Consider the following 20,470-nt stretch of genomic DNA (forward strand, 5'->3'; position numbering starts at 1 on the left):
GGCAAAATATTATCAAATGTTGTACCATGAAATCATACAAACCAATGGATGATCATTATGGATGCTGAGTTATTAGAGATTCAAAACTTTCTGGCACAATACCCCCCTTTCACAGAACTCCCAGAGGAGATGTTGGCGAAAGTGACCAGTAGCGTCGAAATTTCTTATTACCGCCAAGATACCCCTATCATTCACTTTGGTGATCAGATTAACGACCTTTACATTGTTCGAAGCGGCGAAGTAGAAGTCTATCGTCGTAAAGGTGAGCTCTATAACCGGCTGGATGAGGGACACTTATTTGGCCAAATGGGGCTACTCACCAACAATAAAGTTCGCTTCCCGGTAAAAGCAACAGAAGACACCCTACTCTACTGTATCCCTGAACCTATTTTCCAAGAACTCTACGACAACTATGATTCATTCGCTGACTTTGTCGAAGTAGAAGATAATGCGCGACTTCGTCAGGCTAACTCAGACAGCAACGACGCTAACGATCTAACCACGTCAAAGGTAAAGACGCTGCTGACTAGCGAAGCGCCAATGATCGAAAAAACACGAACCATCCAACAAGCTGCTACCATGATGGCACAAGATAATGTTTCATCTTTGCTGATCATCGACCCGGATATTGTTGAAGATGATGAAGACGATTCGACGCCCGTTATTGGCATCATTACCGACCGTGATCTGTGTACCCGAGTTTTAGCAGAAGGACTCGATCCATCGGATGAAGTATCAAGTGTAATGACAGCAGAGGTTATCTCGCTCGATCATAATGCCTATGTCTACGAAGCCATGATGACCATGCTTCGCTACAACGTGCATCACCTACCAGTACTAAAAGATAAGAAGCCTATTGGTATTATTGAAGCGACCGATATTGTACGTTACGAATCTCAAAACTCGCTGTTATTGGTAAGCAGCATCTTCCAACAGCAAAGCATCGAAGATCTTAAAGTCCTTTCTGAGCAAGTAAAAGACAGCTTTGTGCGCTTGGTTAACGAAGACGCCAACGCCCACATGGTGGGTACCGCAATGTCGGTAATTGGCCGTAGCTTTAAACAACGAATTATTGAACTAGCCGAAGATAAACTCGGTAAAGCGCCGATCCCTTATTGTTTCCTCGCGCTCGGCTCAATGGGGCGTGATGAGCAGCTGCTCGTTACTGACCAAGATAACGCAATTATTCTTGATGATACCTACGATGAGAAAAAGCACGGTAAGTACTTTGAAGAGCTGTCGACCTTCATTTGTGATGGCTTAGACCAATGTGGCTATGTGTACTGTACCGGTGACATCATGGCCACTAACCCAACTTGGCGTATGACACGTCGACAATGGGAAGAATGCTTCGCTGATTGGATTGATGATCCAAACCCGAAAGCACTGCTGAACGCCTCTATCTTCTTTGATTTAGATGGTGTTTATGGCCGCTTAAAATGGGCAGAACAGTTAAATAGTTTTATTGTAAGACGTGCGCGTAAGAACAACCGTTTCTTGGCGTGTCTTGCTCGTAACGCACTCAACCGAACACCGCCTCTGGGTTTCTTTAAAGATTTCGTAATGGAGAAAGATGGTCGTCATAACAACTCGATCAATCTTAAACGTCGTGGTACCGCACCACTTGCCGATCTAATCCGTGTTCACTCTTTAGCAGTCGCATCTCGCTCTAAGAACTCATTCGAACGTTTAGATGACATTATCGACGCAGGTATTTTGCCAAAAGGTCGAGCTCAAGACTTGAAAGATGCGATGGAATTCATCTCTTTAGTTCGTATTCGCCACCAAGCACACGATGTCGACAACAACATTGAGCCTGATAACAACATTGAGCCAGAGAACCTTTCTGACTTCGAGCGACGTAACCTGAAGGATGCATTCCAAATATTAAGTAATGCGCAGAACTTCCTTAAGTTTCGTTATCAAGCTAGCAATAAGTTTAAGTAGGCGCTATGAACAAACTATTCAGATCACCTGCAGTCGATTGGCCATTTAAGTTTGCTCAGAAATTGGAACGAGCGAGAGACGAGCGCTTAAAGCAATTTTATAGCCAGCCTCTTCCTGCACCTGATACGCCATTATCAGAAGTGACTTTCTTAGCTGTCGACTTTGAGACAACGGGTTTAAACCCAAACAAAGATGGCATCATTACCATTGGTCTAGTTCCGTTTACGCTAAATCGAATCTACCTAAGACAAGCCAAGCACTGGACCCTGAGACCAAAGCAGAAATTGGAAGAAGACTCGGTTGTTATCCATGGCATCACTCACAACGACATCATTGATGCGCCAGACTTAAGTGAAGTATTAGATGAGATCTTAGAATCAATGGGCGGCCATATCCCAGTCGTTCATTATCGCCGCATCGAGCGTGATTTCTTGGATAACGCGTTGAAGGTCAGATTAGGTGAAGGAATTGAGTTTCCAGTCCTCGACACGCTCGAGATTGAATCTCAAATCCAAAACAAACTGGCCGGCGGTCTATGGAATAAGCTAAAAGGTAAGAAGCCTGCGTCAGTAAGGCTTGGTCAGAGCCGTCGTAGATACCACTTGCCTGACTATACTCCGCATCATGCGTTAACTGATGCGATTGCGACAGCGGAGCTTCTACAAGCACAGATTGCGCACCATTTTAGCCCTGATATGCCTGTTAAAGATTTCTGGTTATAGCTAGATAAACTAGTCGCTGTTAGTTACTGACTAATAAGTGCTCACCTCAGAACTAAAAACGCTCACATCTTCTAGATAGTGAGCGTTTTGTTTTGCGCATGATTATCTTTTAAGCATGAATAGAAAGTCTACTCGGCTGTCGGGCCAACCAATCTCATTTCCCAATCTTCAACTTCGCCAGTTTGAAGTCGACGTTCTACGAGCGTGCCCCAAGATTCCACTAGAGGCAGCTCCGCCAATTCTCTAAGCTCTTGTTTATCCAAACAACCCGTGAACACCGCACCCATAACCCGGCTTAACGTCCATTCTGGGTAAGGTCTTTCACACAGGATAATCTCATCGCCGGAGCCGATATCACCCTCTTCCAAAACACGGAAGTACCAGCCAGTTCGAAGGGTGTCTTGTAGCCTTTTCGCCATATCATTTTGATCGAATCGTACATTGAGCTTCCAACAAGGCATACGACCTTGTGAAACTTCCAGCAAGGTTGAACCAATTCGAATCTTATCTTTTAAACAAATGGAAGCTTCAGTCACCCCACTTGAACTTATGTTCTCACCAAATGCACCTTCAGATTGGAAGATTGCTTTGTCGCCCAACTCCTCCTGCCAAATTAAGTAGTGCTCGCTTGGGTAGATATGAAGGGCTTTCTGAATACCACCATGAAAGCGAGGGTCGCCTTGCTCATCGTTAATAAATCCAAGCTCAGTGGTGTATTGGCGCTCAGATAAAACCTGCTTATTGATAGCACTCTGTGTACCGTGAGCAAAAGCAACAACCTTACCGCCCAAAACACTGTTTACTGTACCTAACTTCTTCATACCCTTCCTTTTCAGCAAGTAAAAAAAGAGAAGCTTTCGCTCCTCTTATTGTGAAATACGCCTTAATTAAGCGTATTTCTCTTCAAAGTCTTTCATGAAGCTGACTAATACTTGCACGCCTTCCAGAGACATCGCGTTGTAAAGTGATGCTCGCATCCCACCTACCGCTCTGTGGCCTTTTAGTGATTTCAGACCAGCAGCATCAGCCAACTCTAAAAACTTAGCATCTAGCTCTGGTTTCGCTAATTGGAATGGCACGTTCATTCTTGAACGGTTTACTGTATGAACATCGTTTCTGTAGAAAGCTGAGCTATCAATCGCATTATAAAGCAGCGCAGCTTTCTCTTTGTTCACTAATTCCATCGCTTCAACACCACCTTGAGCTTTCAACCACTTGAATACGAGGCCTGATAGGTACCAAGCATACGTTGGCGGTGTGTTGAACATTGAGTCTTTTTCAGCAAGTACTTTGTAGTTAAGAATGCTCGGCAATACGTCGTTTGCTAGCTCTAGCAGATCATCACGCACGATAGCAATGCAAATACCAGCAGGGCCTATATTCTTTTGAGCGCCAGCGTAGATAACACCGTACTGAGACACATCGATCTTACGAGACAGAATGTTAGATGACATATCCGCTACGATTGGCTTATCCGTTTGAGGAAGCTCACTGATTTCAATACCATCGATGGTCTCATTTGGACAGAAATGTACATACGCCGCTTCCGGGTCGATTTTCCAATCTTTAGCTGGAACAACCGCTGCTTTGCCATCAATTGACGTCTTGGCGTTGAATACATCGATTTCGCAATATTTGCTCGCTTCAGTCACTGCACTTTCTGCCCAGTAACCCGCATCAATGTAAGTCGCTTTCGTCGCGTCACCTAAAAGGTTTAGAGGAACAGCAGCGAATTGAGCACGAGCGCCCCCCTGACAGAAAAGAACTTTGTAGTTGTCTGGGATGTTCAGAAGATCACGTAGGTCCTGTTCGGACTCGTCAGCAACTTGAATAAATTCCTTGCTGCGATGGCTGATTTCCATCACGGAAGTCCCTAAACCATTCCAATCAATAAAGTCCGCCTGCGCTTGTTTCATTACCGGTTTAGGCAGTGCAGCTGGGCCAGCACTGAAGTTGAATACGTTATCTAATGTAAGTTCCATGGGGATGATTGCTCCTGCTAAATAATAACTATGCAAGTAATACCATGTTTTACCCAACATAAAAACAACAAAAGAGGTCTTAAGACCTCTTTTGTTTTGTACCGTATAAAATGTTTAAGCTGAACCTGCTAAATCACCCTATCAGTATTCAAGCCTGTTCTGTTTATTGAACAAAAACCGGCATAAGTAGAGCGATTAATGGAATTTCTTGTCCATTTTCGAACACTAGGTTTCCATTTTCTAAGTCAGCGCTGATTTCATAACCACTTTCTGTTTCCTTGATCATTTCCATCACAAGCAATTCATCAATACCTTCACGGATGAATGGGTACTCTTCAACAAGCTCATTTGAGAAGCTAGAGTGAACGTTACCCTTTAATGCAGGTACAATCATCGAAGGATTACTGCTGATGTTTTCGGTTCCTTCCGGTACGCTCACTAACCACTTAGATTCGAATTGACCCTTACCTAGATCTAACGACATATTGTTCATTGAAAGGTCGAAGCCTTTAGCAAACAGGATATCGATAAATGGAATGATCTCGGCAACGTCTTCTTGCGTCATTACTGGATTAGATTGGTAAATCTCAAAGATTTTCTCAAACGATTCGCTATCCAATTTCGACATTTCGAAATCGACGTTTAGGTTGTTCAACTGGCCTTCACTGGTCTCGATGTTTGCGATATCCAGCTTAAGGTTGCTGCGCAGACGCTTAGTCGCTTCATCTAGATGTGATTCAAAATCGTACTTAGAGTTTTCAATGGTCATGAAAGGCTGCATTGCAGAGTCTGTAACCAAGAAGCTATCGATAGTAAAATTCTGAGAACCTAACCAGTAGCCTTTCGCTTGTTGACCTGAACCTACACCTTTTAGGTTTGACAGTGTTACCTCTTCACCGGTTTCAAAATCAATTTGAACTGAAGGGATTGAAAGCTCGTAATCAACTTGCCCTAAAACAGTGGCATGGCCAGACAGATTCGATTTCGTGATTGATACCGAAGTACCATTCTCATCAGAACCTTGATGATTGAACTGGCTTAACTCGAAGTTAAAGTCAGTGTTGCCGTTTAGCTCAGTGCTAGTCGTCAGAGTTAAAGGCAGAATATCGGTATTCTCAAACGTCGACAGTGCATTTAGGCTCACCAAACCATGGCTAACCGCACTATTGATGACAAACTCACTCGGCAGCCCATCAATCGCAAGTTGCTCTTTCAGGTTTTCATCGGTCACAGTTAGGCGAGTAGTTACGTTAGAAGACAGGTAACCTCTATCGTACTCCACGATCTCCGCTTGAATGCTTGAATTGTTAAGCTTTGCAACACCATCGGTAATGGCATTTTGTCCAATTTGTCCAACCGCTAGCGGCCAACAAAGTGCCAATGAGATTGCTCCACCAATTGCACCAATTTTTCTTAACTGTTCCATGAGTTCTCTTTCTACACTAGTCTGTTTTTTTCAGTCTAACCCATCAGTAGCAAACAAGAAACATTGAGTTAAATCAGTCTATTGCTCAATACTTCGATTGCCTCAATAAATTAACGGCTAGCTCTCATCCTTATTCGGCGGTTCTTGCTAGGCTAGAGACGTCGCTACTATTAAGGTTGAGCTGTGAATCAATACGCTGTTATCTGTTTGGACAATAATCCGGTTAGCATTGAAAGAATACGTTCGGAGTTGGCTCCGTTGGCTTCTGTATTCGATATTTATACTGCCGAGAACATAGAAGACGCGCATCACGCATTAGAAGATATTCATGATCACAACCAAACCGTAGCCTTGGTGATCACTCATCATCATTCTGAATTTAATGGCGTGCAATTTCTGATTGAACTCGAACAGCTGCCCCATAGTAATACCGCAAGAACGATATTAGTCAGCGCTTCGTCAGACATTCAATCCATTCTAACCGCTGTAAATGAAGGCAGGCTCAACCACTGTCTAACCAAGCCGGTTCAAGATCAGGTTCTATTCAAATCAGCGCAAAAAGAGCTAACGTCTTTTGTCATCCAATACGACTCAGAAAACCTGCTCTCTTACAGCGATGCATTGGATCAACAGCGCTTACTCAGAGCGCACATTGAACAAAAGATTCACTCTTTCCAATCGGGTTTCATTCACGATTACCACCAGCTTTCTGACAATGCCCTTGCTGAGCGTGTCGTCAGTGCTCTGCAGGATGTCTTTTCAAAAGATGATAAAACCAAGGCCATTCGTGATTATTCACCAGAGCATCTGCTGACGGTTGAGGGCGAAGATAATCGCTTTCTTTGGTTAATTATTGAAGGTGAAGCGGCGCTCTATAAAAAAGATGAACTGGGGCAGCAACGCGAAGTTGTGCGTCACTCTAAGGGCAATATTGTCGGAGGGATGTCATTCGTGACGGGTGAGCCTTCGTTTTCTACTGCGATTACTCTGACTCAGACCCAAGTCATCAAACTGGATAAAGATAGCTTTGCTCAGGTGATGCATTCAAACAACACTCTGCTGCCGCTGTTTACCAATCTACTACTCCGTCACTTTAACCGACGATTACAAAGAAGCATCAACAATAAGATCCAGCTTCAGCAAACGCTAGAATCGTTGGAATCTGCACATCAACAATTGATAGAGAAAGAGAAGATGGCGATGCTCGGCCAACTCGTGGCGGGTGTTGCACATGAGTTGAACAACCCGATTGCAGCGATCTTGCGAAGCATTGAAACCTTGTCTGAACATCTCGATCAAATACTCGAGAACTCGGCACTCCCAGAATCCAATAAAGGGACGGATGTATTAGCACAGTCAAAAATGGCGAAGCCACTATCAACAGCTCAAGAAAGACAACTTGTAAAACACCTCACCTCTACTATCGATGACCGCGCGCTAGCTAAAAAAGCCGTAAGACTGAACCTGAGCCAAGACTCTGCGGTTCTAGATACCTTAAAAGGCTCCCCAGTCGCAGGCAAAGAGCTACTTAATGACTTAGAGCATTATCACTATGTTGGAAACTCTATCCGCTCAATTCAAGTTTGCAGCAAACGTATTGCCGATATGGTCAAAAGCCTAAAAAGCTATGCCCGAGAAGATGAAGAGGTTCGCCACTACGCGGATGTTCACGAAGGACTTGAAGATACCTTAGTGATCTTTGAAAACAGGCTCAAACACCACCAACTAGAGAAGCATTACGACACCGACTTGCCGCCTCTATTGTGCCAGTCGCTCTCACTGCAACAAGTGTGGACCAACCTTCTCTCTAATGCACTTGATGCTCTTTCAGAGCGAGGTAAAGTCTCTATCACCACGTTTCAAAAAACTAAAGGTGACGACACGTTTCTTGTGGTGCAAATATCGGACACTGGACACGGTATCGCCAAAGAAGACATCAACACTATTTTCAACCCAAACTTCACGACAAAAAAAGAAGGCAACTTCGGTTTAGGGATTGGGTTATCCATTTCTCAACAAATCGTTTCGGCTCATCAAGGTTTTATTTTGGTGGAGTCTGAGGTAGGCAGCCATACACACATGCAAGTGTGGCTTCCATTCAAACAAGAAGGAGCACCTCATGAATAAGTACCTAATTTTATGTGTCGATGATGAGCCAGAGGTTCTCAACAGTGTCCTTCAAGATTTAGCACCATTTGAAGACAATTTTATTGTTGAAGGAGCCGAATCGGTCGATGAAGCTAAGCAAGTGATTAAAGAAATGGGACAGGAAGGTATTAAACTCGCCTTAATCTTGTGTGACCACATCATGCCTGACAAAACGGGTATCGATTTTCTTATCGAACTTAACCAGCACGACTCTACAAAGCCAACACGCAAGCTGCTGCTCACCGGGCAAGCTGGGCTAGAAGATACCGTCACAGCAATTAACAACGCGGCGCTTGATTTTTATATTTCAAAACCTTGGCAAGGCGATCAACTTAGAGACACGATTACTCAACAACTGACAGACTATGTCATTGCAAACGACAAGCAGTTGTTAAACTGGACTTCCATTTTAGATACTGAGCGAATACTGACATCAATGTCAGACAAGCGAACTAGGCTCAGTGAATAGCGATAGGTTGGTAAATAGAGGTTGTTTGCTGAATAGTGATTAGATGATGAATAGCGATTAGTTAGTCGCGATGCATCTTTGACACTAAGTGTATTTTGTATAACAGCGAGTAAATTAAGTGTATCTAATAGTTATCGATAACAAGTGAATGGATACTAGATTTTGTTAAATAACCCTAAAACATGAGATCTCTGTAACAGAGCAGTACTTTACTTGCTTGTTTTTTAGCTAAATGACAAATGAATTGCATTTTTATGGGTTATTTTTCCGCGAGTTAGATTAAACTGTCTCAATGTTTATGGTTTGGCTATTTTTTATCAAACCAAAGGGATCAACACTAATAAAGGTTTACGGTCGTTATGCGCAAAATTTTACTTACTACCGCTATGCTATTGGCTTCTAGCCAAGCACTAGCTGTCGATGGACAACCAAATGAACAAGCACAAGTAATGAGCAACTTTAGCTACGATTACTTTGACGCTCGTATCGGTGCGAGCCCAATTACATTTGGTGGTGCGTTCAGTAAGTCAATCCACCCGAATGCTCACGCAGTAGCGCGTATCGATTCAGAATTTGAAGGCGATTACGACTCTGCTGTAGGTCTTGGTTTCCACGCTCCAATTAACAACTGGGCAGATCTAACGGGTGAAATGCTAGCTCGTATAGTTCAACCAGCAGCGAAAAGCTCTCCTGATGTTGGTATGGAATTCAACGTTGGTGTTCGTCAATGGCTTGGCCCACAACTAGAAGTTGGCGGCAAAGGCGGTTACGTTTCTATCGATGATAAAGATGATTGGATCGGTTCTGCTTACGTGCGTTTCCACTCTACAGAACTATTCTCTCTAGGTGCAGAAGTTCGTATCAATGATTTCTACGGTGATCAGTTAATGTTCACGACTCGTTTCAAGCTTTAAGTAAAACGAGAAAGCTCTTAATAAGGGCTTAGCCTTTAAAACGGGCTAGATAGAAACAAAAAAACCGAGGAAATCCCTCGGTTTTTATATATAAAAAGTAATCTTATGCATATACAGGCGATATCTTTAGTGGCAGCTCTTTAATAATTGCTGCTTGCGTGGCTCTTGTAATAGTTTCCAGTGAATACCATCAATTGCACCCGCAAACTTCCAAAGTAATTTTAGGTCAACATCGTTTCCGTACGCTTCGCGAACCTTATTAAACACTTCAGATGCACCCAACTGCATAAACATTGAAACATCATCTACTCCAGCCTTTTTAACCATGCGTTCTAACGTCAGTTGCATGTTAGGCAAGTCCCTTAATCTACGGCTAGCAGATGATTTTTTGAAGCTACGCTGCTGAATTGAATTATCGATTGAAGTACGAATAATACTATCCAATTCAGGATGCTCAGACGTAAAGAGATCCGTGATGTCGTAGTAATTCACGGTCGCTGTCGTCTGCTTTTTTACGTGACGATACTTTTCACAATCAAGCCCCGTCAGCTTTTTATCTAATAACTTCCCACCTCGAATGAATACACAATCTTCACTCAACAAAGCGAACATAGCGTCATTTTGAAAGAGGCCAATACCTCCAAACATAGAGCGCTTTTGATGTTCACCAAATTGATTCACGTAATTAATAAATGCTGTCTCGGTCATATCCGTTGATCCTTAATCAAATTACCCCGATTAGGTTGATCGCCAGACAAGCAGCTTTTTATGCGAAAAATTTTAAATCTATTTAATGTTTAGGTGAATATTATGGTTTCGTTTGTCACCTTTGAAATAAATGATACTTCGAAAAGAAAAATAAGTCAGGGCGCAGCTCACATCAATCAGTTGAATATCCTTGCTTTTAATGATTTACATCACATTAAACTATCAAATCACGCCAAGAATTTAATTCTTAATGATACCCCCGTTCAAGTTATCAAAGCTTATGTGGTTCGATGAGTATTGCCTCGCAGCATCGCGGCTTGTAAAATGGTACGACATACATGTTCTTACTCTTAATATGAATCATTTATCATTTTTCTGGCTACCACAAAATAAAGCTCTTCTCCTTAAGGGCCTAGAATCCGAGTTTGCCCAACTTGTTGGACATTCCATCTCAGCGGGAAAAATAACTCTTCCTCCGATTCCTGAGGTTGTACTTAAAATTCAAAAGCTTTGTACTCTTGAACCAACAGGCGTCGCCGAAGTTGCCGAGTGCTTACTTGAAGACCCAGGGCTGACAGCAATCGTGATCAGAGTTGCTAACTCAGTTGTCTTCAACAGACGCAATATTACTTGTGTCGATGTTATGACGGCCGTATCGCGTCTTGGTATATTGAGAGTGCGTGACATTGTCACGGCCCAGGCTATTGAACAACTTAAACATTCCGTCAATTTGAATAAAGAGTGCAACGAGCTATTGGTTCAGAGCGCTTCTGTATCAAAAGAACTCGCCGCAACTATGGTGTTAGTCACTAACCTATTTAAAGAACTATCCCCTACTGAATACCGTTATCTAGAACATGAAAAATCACTACTTGTTGGGTTACTTGCAGACATTGGCTTGTTCTGTTTGGTTAGTGAATATCACCTCTACCTAGACAACGGGAACTATTTAGATCACGACATCGCACTGCAAATATTCCAAGGCCAATGTTCAGCAACCAGTAAGTTGGTTCTTAGACGCTGGGGTTTCGACAGCGACTTTATCGATGTGTGCAGCAACACCATTAATAATCACGAAGAGCGCGAGGTGTCTTACCTTGATATTGCGCGAATAGCTAACCACCTACTGATGTTTAGAAACAAGGATGAGAACATTGATGAGCACGAAGTAGAACTAAACGTGACAGGAGCGGAAGTACTTTATAAATTAAGCAACTTGAGCAAACAGGATTTTAATGCAAAGCTAAGTGACGTGATCAATACTAGCGGCTTCTAAGTTACTGTTAAATTGCTAGTAAATGCAATATGAAGTGAATGCAATGAGGAAAGCATGTTTACAGGGATGATCTTTATATTTTCGCCACTCGTCGTGGGGTATCTTTTTTCAATTTCGAACACTCAGAGGCTAGAATTTATCAACCGCTCTACTTCGCGGTTGATCTACGTGATTCTCGCGTTGATGGGACTAAGCTTAGCCGCACTCGATAACCTAGGCAGTAACCTGCAGACAATTCTTCTATACACGGCCACTTTCTTTGTCTGCTTAAGCGTTTGTAACCTAATGGCGCTACCTGCTATTGATAAGTTACTGCCACTCCAGACAGACAGCTGTAATAAGAAACTCCCCCTGTCTTCTATGGCGATGGAGTCTGCCAAACTCATATTAGTGGTCGGTTCCGGCCTTATTGCGGGTTTAGTTCTGCCTATTGGCCTTGATTGGGTTGATACCGCGAGTGAATGGATTCTGTTTGTTCTACTGTTCTTTATTGGCATTCAGTTACGCAATAGCGGACTAACACTTCGTCAAATCTTACTCAACAAGCACGGTATGGTAATCGCAATCGCAATCATCGCCACCTCAATGCTTGGTGGTATTATTGCGGCTTATATCCTTGATATCCCTTTGTTCAAAGCCTTGGCAATGTCTTCAGGGTTTGGCTGGTATTCTTTAGCCGGTATCTTGATGGGCGATGCCTTTGGTCCTATTTATGGCGGCGCTTCTTTCATGCTTGAGTTGTTAAGAGAGTTAGTTGCTTTGGTACTTATTCCTGTGCTGATCCGGAGCTACCCATGCACATCGATTGGTTATGCAGGCGCAACAGCGATGGATTTCACATTACCTGTCATTCAAACCACAGGTGGCGTTCGGTGCGTGCCAGTCGCCATAGTCAGTGGCTTTATCCTCAGCTTGCTTGTCCCGATTTTGATGTTGTTCTTTGTATCTCTTGCTAACTAGATCGCAGGAATAGCGTTTGTTTTAGATTAGAATGCAACTCGAATACCGATGCCCAAGACACCGATACAGTTACCGAAATAAAAAGACACTAAGTGTCATTGCTCAACAAATAATGATCACGGTAATCTGTAACGACAACGTTATAAAAAGAATAAACTTACAAAAGGAACCGCTATGAAACGCCTTTGCGTCGCATTACTGCTAGCTTCAACTTCGACTTTCTCTTTTTCAGCAGATTCAATGTCTGAGACAAATCAGTGCCAAGCAAAAAAATATAATGCGTACATCGACGCCTCTTTAGGTTGGTATGCTGACCTCGCTACATTAACTTCTGAGCAATACCCAGAATTGACAGAAGTAAGCGAGTGGTTCCTAGAAGGTCGTAAGCACCACTTCGAGCTTAATCGCGCTGCGGTAAACTACTACCTTGTGAACGATTCAAGCAAAGTGGCAACAGAGCAACCGGTAGAAGGCTGGCTGCAACTGGAACAACACGACATTAAGACGTTATCAACACGTGATGATGAACTTGGTAGAATTGCGAAAACAACGTTCGACGACCGCCAGTCAACACCTCACGCTCAAAACTACGAGCTACGTTCCGCCTTTGCTGAGCTGCTTAGTCACCCTAAGCAAATCGATACAGCACTGCAGCGTTACAACCAGTCGATCACCAAACTAGAAGCGATCAAGTGTAAATAACCCTTAATTTACTATGCTTTTATGGGAAGTTGGATTTCATAATTAAGACGGGACATTGTTCCCGTTTTCGTTTAGATTATCCCGCTCGCGTCAATATAAGAAAAATAACTCGCTTGCTATGGTTACGGAACAAAAAACAGCAGATGTTAGCTTTGACAGTCTTCTACGTATCTTTACAGTACCAGAAGGCCCAGACTCAACACTCACTCAAATCGAAGACAAACTTTCACGAAACCTGAATCAATTCTTACGTGAACACATTGTGGCTGAAGAAAAGCCATTACGTGAGATTGAGAAAGATTTTTCGAATGCTCATATCCCAGAGCAGCCTGAGTTTGTTTCAGAACATACCGAGCATCTCCTCGATTCTCTTGTATCTCATTCTGTACATACGTCGTCGCCAAGTTTTATTGGTCACATGACGTCTGCGCTACCCTATTTCCTGATGCCGCTGTCTAAAATCATGATTGCGCTAAATCAGAATCTAGTAAAAATCGAGACCTCAAAAGCTTTCACTCCCCTAGAACGTCAAGTTCTGGGTATGTTACATCGCCTGATATATCAGGATAGCGACCAGTTTTATTCTCGCTGGATGCACAGTGCCAACCACTCTTTAGGAGCGTTTTGTTCTGGCGGTACCATCGCGAACATAACAGCGCTTTGGGTTGCACGTAACAACGCGCTAAAAGCACAAGGTTCGTTCAAAGGTGTGGAAAAAGAAGGCTTGTTTAAAGCCATGAAGCACTACGGCTACGAAGGCCTTGCTATCTTGGTTTCTGAACGTGGTCACTACTCTCTGAAAAAAGCAGCGGATGTCCTTGGTATTGGTCAAGAAGGTCTAGTGTCTGTTAAAACAGATAACGACAACCGCATTTGTACGGACGACCTAAGACTCAAGATTGAACAGCTCAAGCAGAATAAGATAAAGCCTTTCGCTGTCATTGGTGTGGCTGGTACAACCGAAACCGGTAATATCGACCCTCTAAGAGACATTGCAGAAGTGTGTGCTGAATCCGATTGTCATTTCCATGTTGATGCCGCTTGGGGCGGTGCGACTCTAATGTCGAACAACCATCGTCACCTACTTGATGGTATTGAATTGGCTGATTCAGTTACGATTGATGCACATAAACAGCTTTATATCCCTATGGGTGCTGGCATGGTTTTGTTTAAGAAGCCAGATGCGATGACCGCAATCGAACATCACGCTCAATACATCCTTCGCAAAGGCTCAAAAGACTTAGGTAGCCATACGTTAGAAGGCTCTCGTTCAGGTATGGCAATGTTAGTCTACGCCTCAATGCACATCATCAGTCGCCCTGGGTATGAACTGCTAATCGACCAGAGCATCAATAAAGCGCGCTACTTTGCTGACCTGATTAAAAGTCAAAACGACTTCGAACTGGTTTCAGAGCCTGAGCTTTGCCTACTGACCTATCGCTATGTGCCTGAATCAGTCAAAGCAGCACTACTCAAGGCTAAAGCACCAGAGCGTGTTGAACTGAATGAGCTACTGAATGAACTGACCAAGTTTATTCAGAAGAAGCAACGTGAAACGGGCAAGTCTTTCGTATCGCGCACCCGCTTAAACCCCGAAATATGGGCGCATCAGCCAATCATCGTTTTCCGTGTAGTATTAGCAAACCCACTGACGGGCAACGATATTCTCTCTTCAGTGCTTGAAGAACAGCGTGAAATCTCTAAACTAGCACCCAACTTGATGAGTAAAATCACCAAATTGGTTAAGCTAATCAACGCCTAGCCATTCAATTTTAGTTGCATCAAATTGAAAATTTCTTTCTTTTTGATGTAACTTAGCTGTCAGTTCATACTCAATTTGCATTCTTTTTGCTCAAACCCTCTTCCAATTCTGTAGTTTTCTAAAATTTTGTTGAGGTTTGTCATATTCTTAAGCATTGATGCCGTGTTTTTGTATTAGTGAATAGTATGTTGGGTTTATACTGACTCTATGGTGCTAGTTAGCTTGATATCTCTTTGATGCAGTAGAATTTACAATACCGAATATAAGTTTGGTTTTGTATTTTCTTATATTTGTTTCAGCCATACCCCCTGGTAAAAGATATTAACTAGCAAGTTGTTCTCTATACCCTTGTGAACACTATGAATACATTAGAAAAAATACAAAAAAACCTGGAAAACTTCAGCAAGTCTGAGCGTAAGGTAGCCGAAGTAATCATGGCTTCCCCTCAAACTGCAATTCATTCTAGCATTGCTACCTTAGCGAAAATGGCTGACGTGAGTGAGCCTACAGTTAACCGCTTCTGTCGTCGTTTAGACACAAAGGGCTTCCCTGACTTTAAACTTCACCTAGCTCAAAGCTTGGCGAACGGTACACCTTACGTGAACCGTAATGTTGAAGAAGATGACGGCCCAGATGCTTACACGCATAAGATTTTTGAATCAACTATGGCTTGTCTAGATGTTGCTAAAAACAGTTTAGACGCGATGCAAGTAAACCGAGCGGTTGACTTACTGACTCAAGCAAAACGCATTTCGTTCTTCGGACTGGGTGCCTCTTCTGCTGTAGCCAAAGATGCTCAAAACAAATTCATTCGTTTCAATATCCCAATCACTTGTTTCGAAGACATCGTGATGCAACGCATGAGCTGCATTAACTGCAGTGATAACGATGTTATTGTTCTGATCTCTCACACTGGCCGCACTAAAAGCCAAGTAGAGATTGCGAACTTAGCTCGTGAAAACGGCGCGACAGTTATCGCTATCACAGCAAAAGACTCTCCGCTAGATAAAGCGAGTTCTCTGTCTATCTCATTGGATGTACCGGAAGACACTGACGTTTACATGCCAATGGCAAGTCGTGTTGTTCAGATGACGGTTATCGATGTGTTAGCAACAGGCTTTACGCTTCGTCGTGGTTCTGGCTTCCGAGAGAACCTGAAACGAGTAAAAGAGTCACTTCGTGATTCACGTTACGAAAAGTACTCTCAGTTCTAATCTGTTAAGATGTAAGCTTAAGAATTATATTCAATTGAAAAACGGAGCCTAGCGCTCCGTTTTTATTTGTCTGTTTAAATGGGTTTGTGCTGTGATTAATTATAGTGTGTCTGGTTATGCCGAGAGCAGATTGAAGACTGTTAGATAGTCCAGCTATTGCCCTTCTCAACCACGCTGTTCTCAGACGCATAAGAATTGATAATGGTAAAGCTCGACTCGGCGGTAGGCTCTTGCTCAATTTGATTCATTAAAGCTCCCTCATGATGCCCTTCTACACAACCGCACTTCTCGCAAACCTTCTTCAGAATACGTACGAGCCGTTCTTGGTTCAGCGGTAAAGGGTTCCCTTTAATCGCCACTGATTTGAGCGCGTCGGCTGACACCTCATCAAATTGGGCTTCACAGACACCAAATTCCAGTAAGCTTGGAAGCTTGAGCGTATCCAACACTTCAGACAACCAAGAAATTGCCTCTTCCTCAGTTGCTTCTACGTTACCTGTCACTATCTGAGAAATTCGCTGATAACGCGCTAGGATGTCACATCTCTGCTGCTCCTTCGCAGCAGCTATATTCTCTAACATCACAAATGGTGCTAAACGTGCAGTTATCACACTATGAGGAGCCGAGATTTTGCCACCTAGCGCAGAAGCCAAACCATGCGCAGCGCCAAGTTTGGCGTTAGTTATCGCTATTCCCCCTAACATAGAGGAAAACGCGAGATCAGAACGCGCTTGAGGTTCATCGTAGATACACGCCTGAATGACAGAACCACTCAGCTTACGTAAGCCTTCTTCGCAGATCATATCAGTCAGTGGGTTCGGTTCACCGCACACATAGGCTTCCATTAGATGGGTAAATGCGTCCATAGCACCTCGCCCCGACAAATACAGATTCGTACCATGAGTTAGGGTTGGGTCAACAATCGCAACGTCAGCCAGCATGTCTGGGTTTCTAAGGCTGATTTTCACTTGGTCTTGCCCTGATTTCAGCACCGCGTTTTTAGTGACTTCTGCACCTGTACTCGCTGTGGTTGGAATCGCAATGAACGGAAGCGGTTTGGTTTTAAGAGGGACATTACGCCCAACGACTTCAACATAGTCATACAAATTACCTTGATTAGGTAAAACCGCAGCCAACGCCTTGCCCATATCGATGGCACTACCGCCCCCCATAGCGACAACCATATCTGGCTTAAATCGACGTGCGGAAATAGCAGCCTCCTCAACCATTTTGATATTAGGTTCACCGGAAACGGCAATGTGTTGATAGCGCATACTCTGTGCATCGAGATAGTCAGTAACTATTGAAGTGCGCTCTAATGTATTGCCAGTCACCAATAGCACGCTGTAACCGTATTGATTAAAGAGAGACAATGAAGCGGAGAGTGCTCCATCACCAAAGATGATCTTTGTAGATGTCATAAATTGAAACATGGTGCCTCCTGCGCCTATGACCGAACAAAACTGCGAACTCTTGGTTTTTAGAAAATTGATTTCTGGAAATTGGTCTCTTGGATTTTACATTTGAAATTTGATTTTCGTATTTACAACACAATCTCGGCCCCCCAAATACGAATGCACTAAAACATCATAACGTCAGGCTGCTTACAGAATATGGTTCCATACCTAGATAAAGGATGCCTCGTTCTGCGTTTGATTTTTTTGACAAGGTGCAACTTGTCGCACTAAATATCGACTAAAGTTGCAATCTTAGGGGTAATTCACACACTAATATTGAGGGAAATTCACGATGACAGTGGCCAGTAAACAAGACTCTAGCCTTTTATGATTAATATTTGCGCTGATAGGCAAAACCTATCGTATTAAGAGGCAATTCCATCTTTATTTCCCCATGCCATTGAGGCATAGTTGGTTTTAAGAAATTTTGAGTGGCATTCATAAAAGAATAGTTAACATAAATGAGTTAACGAGCCTCATCCCGTATTTAGGAGAAATTAAATGTTTGTAGTTATTTTTGGTCGCCCTGCTTGTCCATTCTGTGTTCGCGCAAAAGAGCATGCTGAAACTCTTAAAGCTAAACGCGATGACTTCAACTACCGTTACGTTGACATCCACGCTGAAGGCATCAGCAAAGCTGACCTAGAGAAGACTGTTGGTAAACCTGTAGACACAGTTCCACAAATCTTCATCGACCAAGATCACATTGGCGGCTGCACAGAATTTGAAGCATACGCAAAAGAAAACCTAGGTCTTTTCGACTAAGCTAGGATTTCTCATACGAGAATCGAGGCTACGACCTTAAACAGCTGACTAATTTAAGCGTTAGACTGTACGATTTATATCAAGCCCGCTCACTGTAGCGGGCTTTTTTATGACCAGTTTTCGTACGGAATAATAATAAAGTCAAAATAAAGTAAAATAGCAAAATATCGCTTATATTTTATTTATATTTAGATACAATTCACCTCTCAAACTTACCCTGTGTTTCACGCCAATTATTGAGCGACCACTGTGAATATCGACGTTGTTTTTCTGTTAGAACAAAACCCCATTCTCCTCATCTTTGTTGTTTTATCGATTGGATTAGCCATTGGTAAAATTCGTTTCGGTAGCCTCCAACTCGGCAATTCAATCGGTGTTCTGATTACTTCCCTTATCATGGGACATCTTGGTTTTTCGTTTAACGCTGATGCGCTCACGATTGGCTTCATGCTTTTCATCTACTGTGTTGGTATTGAAGCAGGACCAAACTTCTTCGGTATCTTCTTCAGAGACGGTAAGCATTATCTCATTCTGAGCCTTGTGGTTCTCTCTACCGCAATTGCTTTAACGTATTTCAGTAGCCACTACCTCGGGCTAGGCTTTGGTTTATCCGCAGGCATGATGGCGGGAGCCTTAACAGCAACGCCTATATTAGTAGGTGCTCAAGATGCTCTGAACTCCGGGCTTGCAGAATTACCAAGAAACATGGATATAGGCCTGATCATCGAAAACCTCTCCGTTGGTTATGCGATGGCTTACTTAGTTGGCTTAATCAGTATGATTATGTTTGCTCGCCTTATTCCAAAGCTTCAGAAAGTTAACTTACACGACTCAGCTGAGCAAATCGCCCAAGAGCGTGGCTTAGGTGCTTCAGGGCAACGTAAGGTTTACCTTCCAATCATACGAGCTTACCGCGTAGGACAAGAGCTTATATCTTGGACAGACGGTAAGAACCTTCGTGAACTGGGTATTTATCGCCAAACGGGCTGTTACATCGAACGTATTCGCCGTAATGGTATTCTTGCCCACCCAGATGGTGATGCGATCCTGCAAGAAGGTGATGAGATCGCATTGGTAGGTTTCCCTGATAGCCACGCGCGTCTCGACCCAAGCTTCCGTAATGGTAAAGAGGTTTTCGACCGTAACCTTCTCGATCTGCGTATCGTGGAAGAAGAGATTGTCGTTAAAAGTGACAGCATCGCAGGTAAACGCCTATCCGACTTGAACCTATCTGAATACGGCTGTTTCCTTAACCGCGTAGTACGTGCTCAAATTGAAATGCCGATGGACTTAAACATCGTGCTTTCTAAAGGTGATGTACTGCAGGTCAGTGGTGAAAAGAGTCGCGTTCACGGTCTAGCTGAGAAAATTGGTTTCATCTCGATCCACAGCCAAATGGCGGATTTGATGGCCTTCTGTAGCTTCTTCATTCTGGGCATTTTGTTTGGTTTGATCACCATGACATTCGGTCAGGTTTCATTTGGCTTAGGTAATGCGGTTGGCCTACTTCTGTCGGGCATCATGCTTGGCTTCTTAAGAGCGAACCACCCTACTTTCGGTTATGTGCCTCAGGGAGCATTGAACATGGTCAAAGACTTGGGTTTGATGTTCTTCATGGTCGGTATAGGCTTGAGCGCCGGTGGTAAGATGTTTGAACACTTAACGCAAGTAGGCCCTCAGGTCATCGGTATTGCTCTAGTAGTGAGTGTTCTGCCGGTATTCTTCGCTTACTTGGTGGGTGCTTACGTATTGAAGATGAACCGAGCTCTACTATTTGGTGCCATCATTGGCGCGCGAACCTGTGCTCCGGCGATGGACATCGTAAATGACCACGCTCGCTCAACTATCCCTGCTCTGGGTTACGCGGGTACGTACGCGATTGCCAATATATTGATGACCTTAGCAGGTACTTTCATCATCATAATTAGCTAGCGTCTGCTACTTTAAAAGCAGCCAAGCTTAGATATTTCGAATGCACTAATTCATCTTTGGATTAGTGCATTTTTTATTACTTCTTC

General features: G+C 43.3%; 17 protein-coding genes. 12 read left to right on the forward strand and 5 right to left on the reverse strand.

All coding sequences use genetic code 11. From position 1 onward, the window contains the following. Nucleotides 1-57 precede the first annotated feature (57 nt). A complete protein-coding gene (locus ACED60_RS19005) occupies nucleotides 58-1,947 on the forward strand; it encodes a DUF294 nucleotidyltransferase-like domain-containing protein (protein WP_009847053.1) in 1,890 nt (629 codons plus the stop codon). A 5-nt stretch (nucleotides 1,948-1,952) separates the two neighbouring features. After that, entirely contained in the window at nucleotides 1,953-2,669 is a 717-nt protein-coding gene (locus tag ACED60_RS19010; protein ID WP_012604226.1) for a 3'-5' exonuclease, read from the forward strand. 128 nt (nucleotides 2,670-2,797) lie between these two features. Here ACED60_RS19010 and ACED60_RS19015 read toward each other — a convergent pair whose 3' ends face one another. From ACED60_RS19015 to ACED60_RS19025, 3 genes are all read right to left on the reverse strand, one after another. Then, on the reverse strand, nucleotides 2,798-3,490 hold the full coding sequence (locus ACED60_RS19015) for an MOSC domain-containing protein (RefSeq protein WP_371728222.1): 693 nt from the start codon (nucleotides 3,488-3,490) through the stop codon (nucleotides 2,798-2,800). A gap of 66 nt (nucleotides 3,491-3,556) precedes the next feature. Next, nucleotides 3,557-4,651, reverse strand: coding sequence for a 3-phosphoserine/phosphohydroxythreonine transaminase (gene serC / locus ACED60_RS19020; RefSeq protein ID WP_009847056.1), 1,095 nt, complete (start codon nucleotides 4,649-4,651; stop codon nucleotides 3,557-3,559). A 163-nt stretch (nucleotides 4,652-4,814) separates the two neighbouring features. Beyond that, the gene (locus ACED60_RS19025; protein ID WP_371728223.1) at nucleotides 4,815-6,077 is read right to left on the reverse strand and encodes a DUF945 family protein; all 1,263 of its coding nucleotides are present in this window, start codon (nucleotides 6,075-6,077) and stop codon (nucleotides 4,815-4,817) included. A 183-nt stretch (nucleotides 6,078-6,260) separates the two neighbouring features. Here ACED60_RS19025 and ACED60_RS19030 point away from each other — a divergent pair, with 183 nt between their 5' ends. From ACED60_RS19030 to ACED60_RS19040, 3 genes are all read left to right on the forward strand, one after another. Continuing rightward, entirely contained in the window at nucleotides 6,261-8,204 is a 1,944-nt protein-coding gene (locus ACED60_RS19030) for an ATP-binding protein (protein ID WP_371728224.1), read from the forward strand. After that, on the forward strand, nucleotides 8,197-8,694 hold the full coding sequence (locus tag ACED60_RS19035) for a response regulator (RefSeq protein ID WP_371728225.1): 498 nt from the start codon (nucleotides 8,197-8,199) through the stop codon (nucleotides 8,692-8,694). Before ACED60_RS19030 ends, ACED60_RS19035 begins: the two co-directional genes overlap by 8 nt. Before the next feature lie 359 nt (nucleotides 8,695-9,053). After that, nucleotides 9,054-9,608: a hypothetical protein gene (locus tag ACED60_RS19040; protein WP_009847060.1), complete on the forward strand. Its 555-nt coding sequence runs from the start codon at nucleotides 9,054-9,056 to the stop codon at nucleotides 9,606-9,608. 126 nt (nucleotides 9,609-9,734) lie between these two features. Here the strand turns inward: ACED60_RS19040 and ACED60_RS19045 are convergent, their stop codons facing one another. Then, a complete protein-coding gene (locus tag ACED60_RS19045; protein ID WP_009847061.1) occupies nucleotides 9,735-10,316 on the reverse strand; it encodes a TfoX/Sxy family DNA transformation protein in 582 nt (193 codons plus the stop codon). 355 nt (nucleotides 10,317-10,671) lie between these two features. Here ACED60_RS19045 and ACED60_RS19050 point away from each other — a divergent pair, with 355 nt between their 5' ends. The 5 genes from ACED60_RS19050 (at nucleotide 10,672) to ACED60_RS19070 (ending at nucleotide 16,230) form a co-directional block, all read left to right on the forward strand. Continuing rightward, on the forward strand, nucleotides 10,672-11,592 hold the full coding sequence (locus ACED60_RS19050) for an HDOD domain-containing protein (RefSeq protein WP_012604233.1): 921 nt from the start codon (nucleotides 10,672-10,674) through the stop codon (nucleotides 11,590-11,592). A 54-nt stretch (nucleotides 11,593-11,646) separates the two neighbouring features. Beyond that, a complete protein-coding gene (locus ACED60_RS19055) occupies nucleotides 11,647-12,552 on the forward strand; it encodes a lysine exporter LysO family protein (RefSeq protein WP_135442712.1) in 906 nt (301 codons plus the stop codon). A gap of 174 nt (nucleotides 12,553-12,726) precedes the next feature. Next, nucleotides 12,727-13,254, forward strand: coding sequence for a hypothetical protein (locus ACED60_RS19060; RefSeq protein ID WP_371728226.1), 528 nt, complete (start codon nucleotides 12,727-12,729; stop codon nucleotides 13,252-13,254). Nucleotides 13,255-13,372: 118 nt separating this feature from the next. Next, nucleotides 13,373-15,016, forward strand: coding sequence for a pyridoxal-dependent aspartate 1-decarboxylase PanP (gene panP, locus ACED60_RS19065; RefSeq protein ID WP_017096719.1), 1,644 nt, complete (start codon nucleotides 13,373-13,375; stop codon nucleotides 15,014-15,016). A gap of 359 nt (nucleotides 15,017-15,375) precedes the next feature. Beyond that, nucleotides 15,376-16,230: a MurR/RpiR family transcriptional regulator gene (locus tag ACED60_RS19070; RefSeq protein ID WP_004734686.1), complete on the forward strand. Its 855-nt coding sequence runs from the start codon at nucleotides 15,376-15,378 to the stop codon at nucleotides 16,228-16,230. A gap of 140 nt (nucleotides 16,231-16,370) precedes the next feature. Here the strand turns inward: ACED60_RS19070 and ACED60_RS19075 are convergent, their stop codons facing one another. Next, on the reverse strand, nucleotides 16,371-17,663 hold the full coding sequence (locus tag ACED60_RS19075) for an iron-containing alcohol dehydrogenase (protein ID WP_371728227.1): 1,293 nt from the start codon (nucleotides 17,661-17,663) through the stop codon (nucleotides 16,371-16,373). A gap of 525 nt (nucleotides 17,664-18,188) precedes the next feature. On the opposite strand from ACED60_RS19075, the gene ACED60_RS19080 reads away from it, so the two are divergent. Continuing rightward, a complete protein-coding gene (locus ACED60_RS19080; protein WP_009847069.1) occupies nucleotides 18,189-18,452 on the forward strand; it encodes a GrxA family glutaredoxin in 264 nt (87 codons plus the stop codon). Between the two features lie 249 nt (nucleotides 18,453-18,701). Then, on the forward strand, nucleotides 18,702-20,384 hold the full coding sequence (locus tag ACED60_RS19085) for an aspartate:alanine antiporter (RefSeq protein WP_017077841.1): 1,683 nt from the start codon (nucleotides 18,702-18,704) through the stop codon (nucleotides 20,382-20,384). Nucleotides 20,385-20,470 lie beyond the last annotated feature (86 nt).

The sequence above is a fragment of the Vibrio sp. 1F279 genome (assembly GCF_041439815.1).
GTDB classification, from domain to species: Bacteria; Pseudomonadota; Gammaproteobacteria; order Enterobacterales; family Vibrionaceae; genus Vibrio; species Vibrio tasmaniensis_A.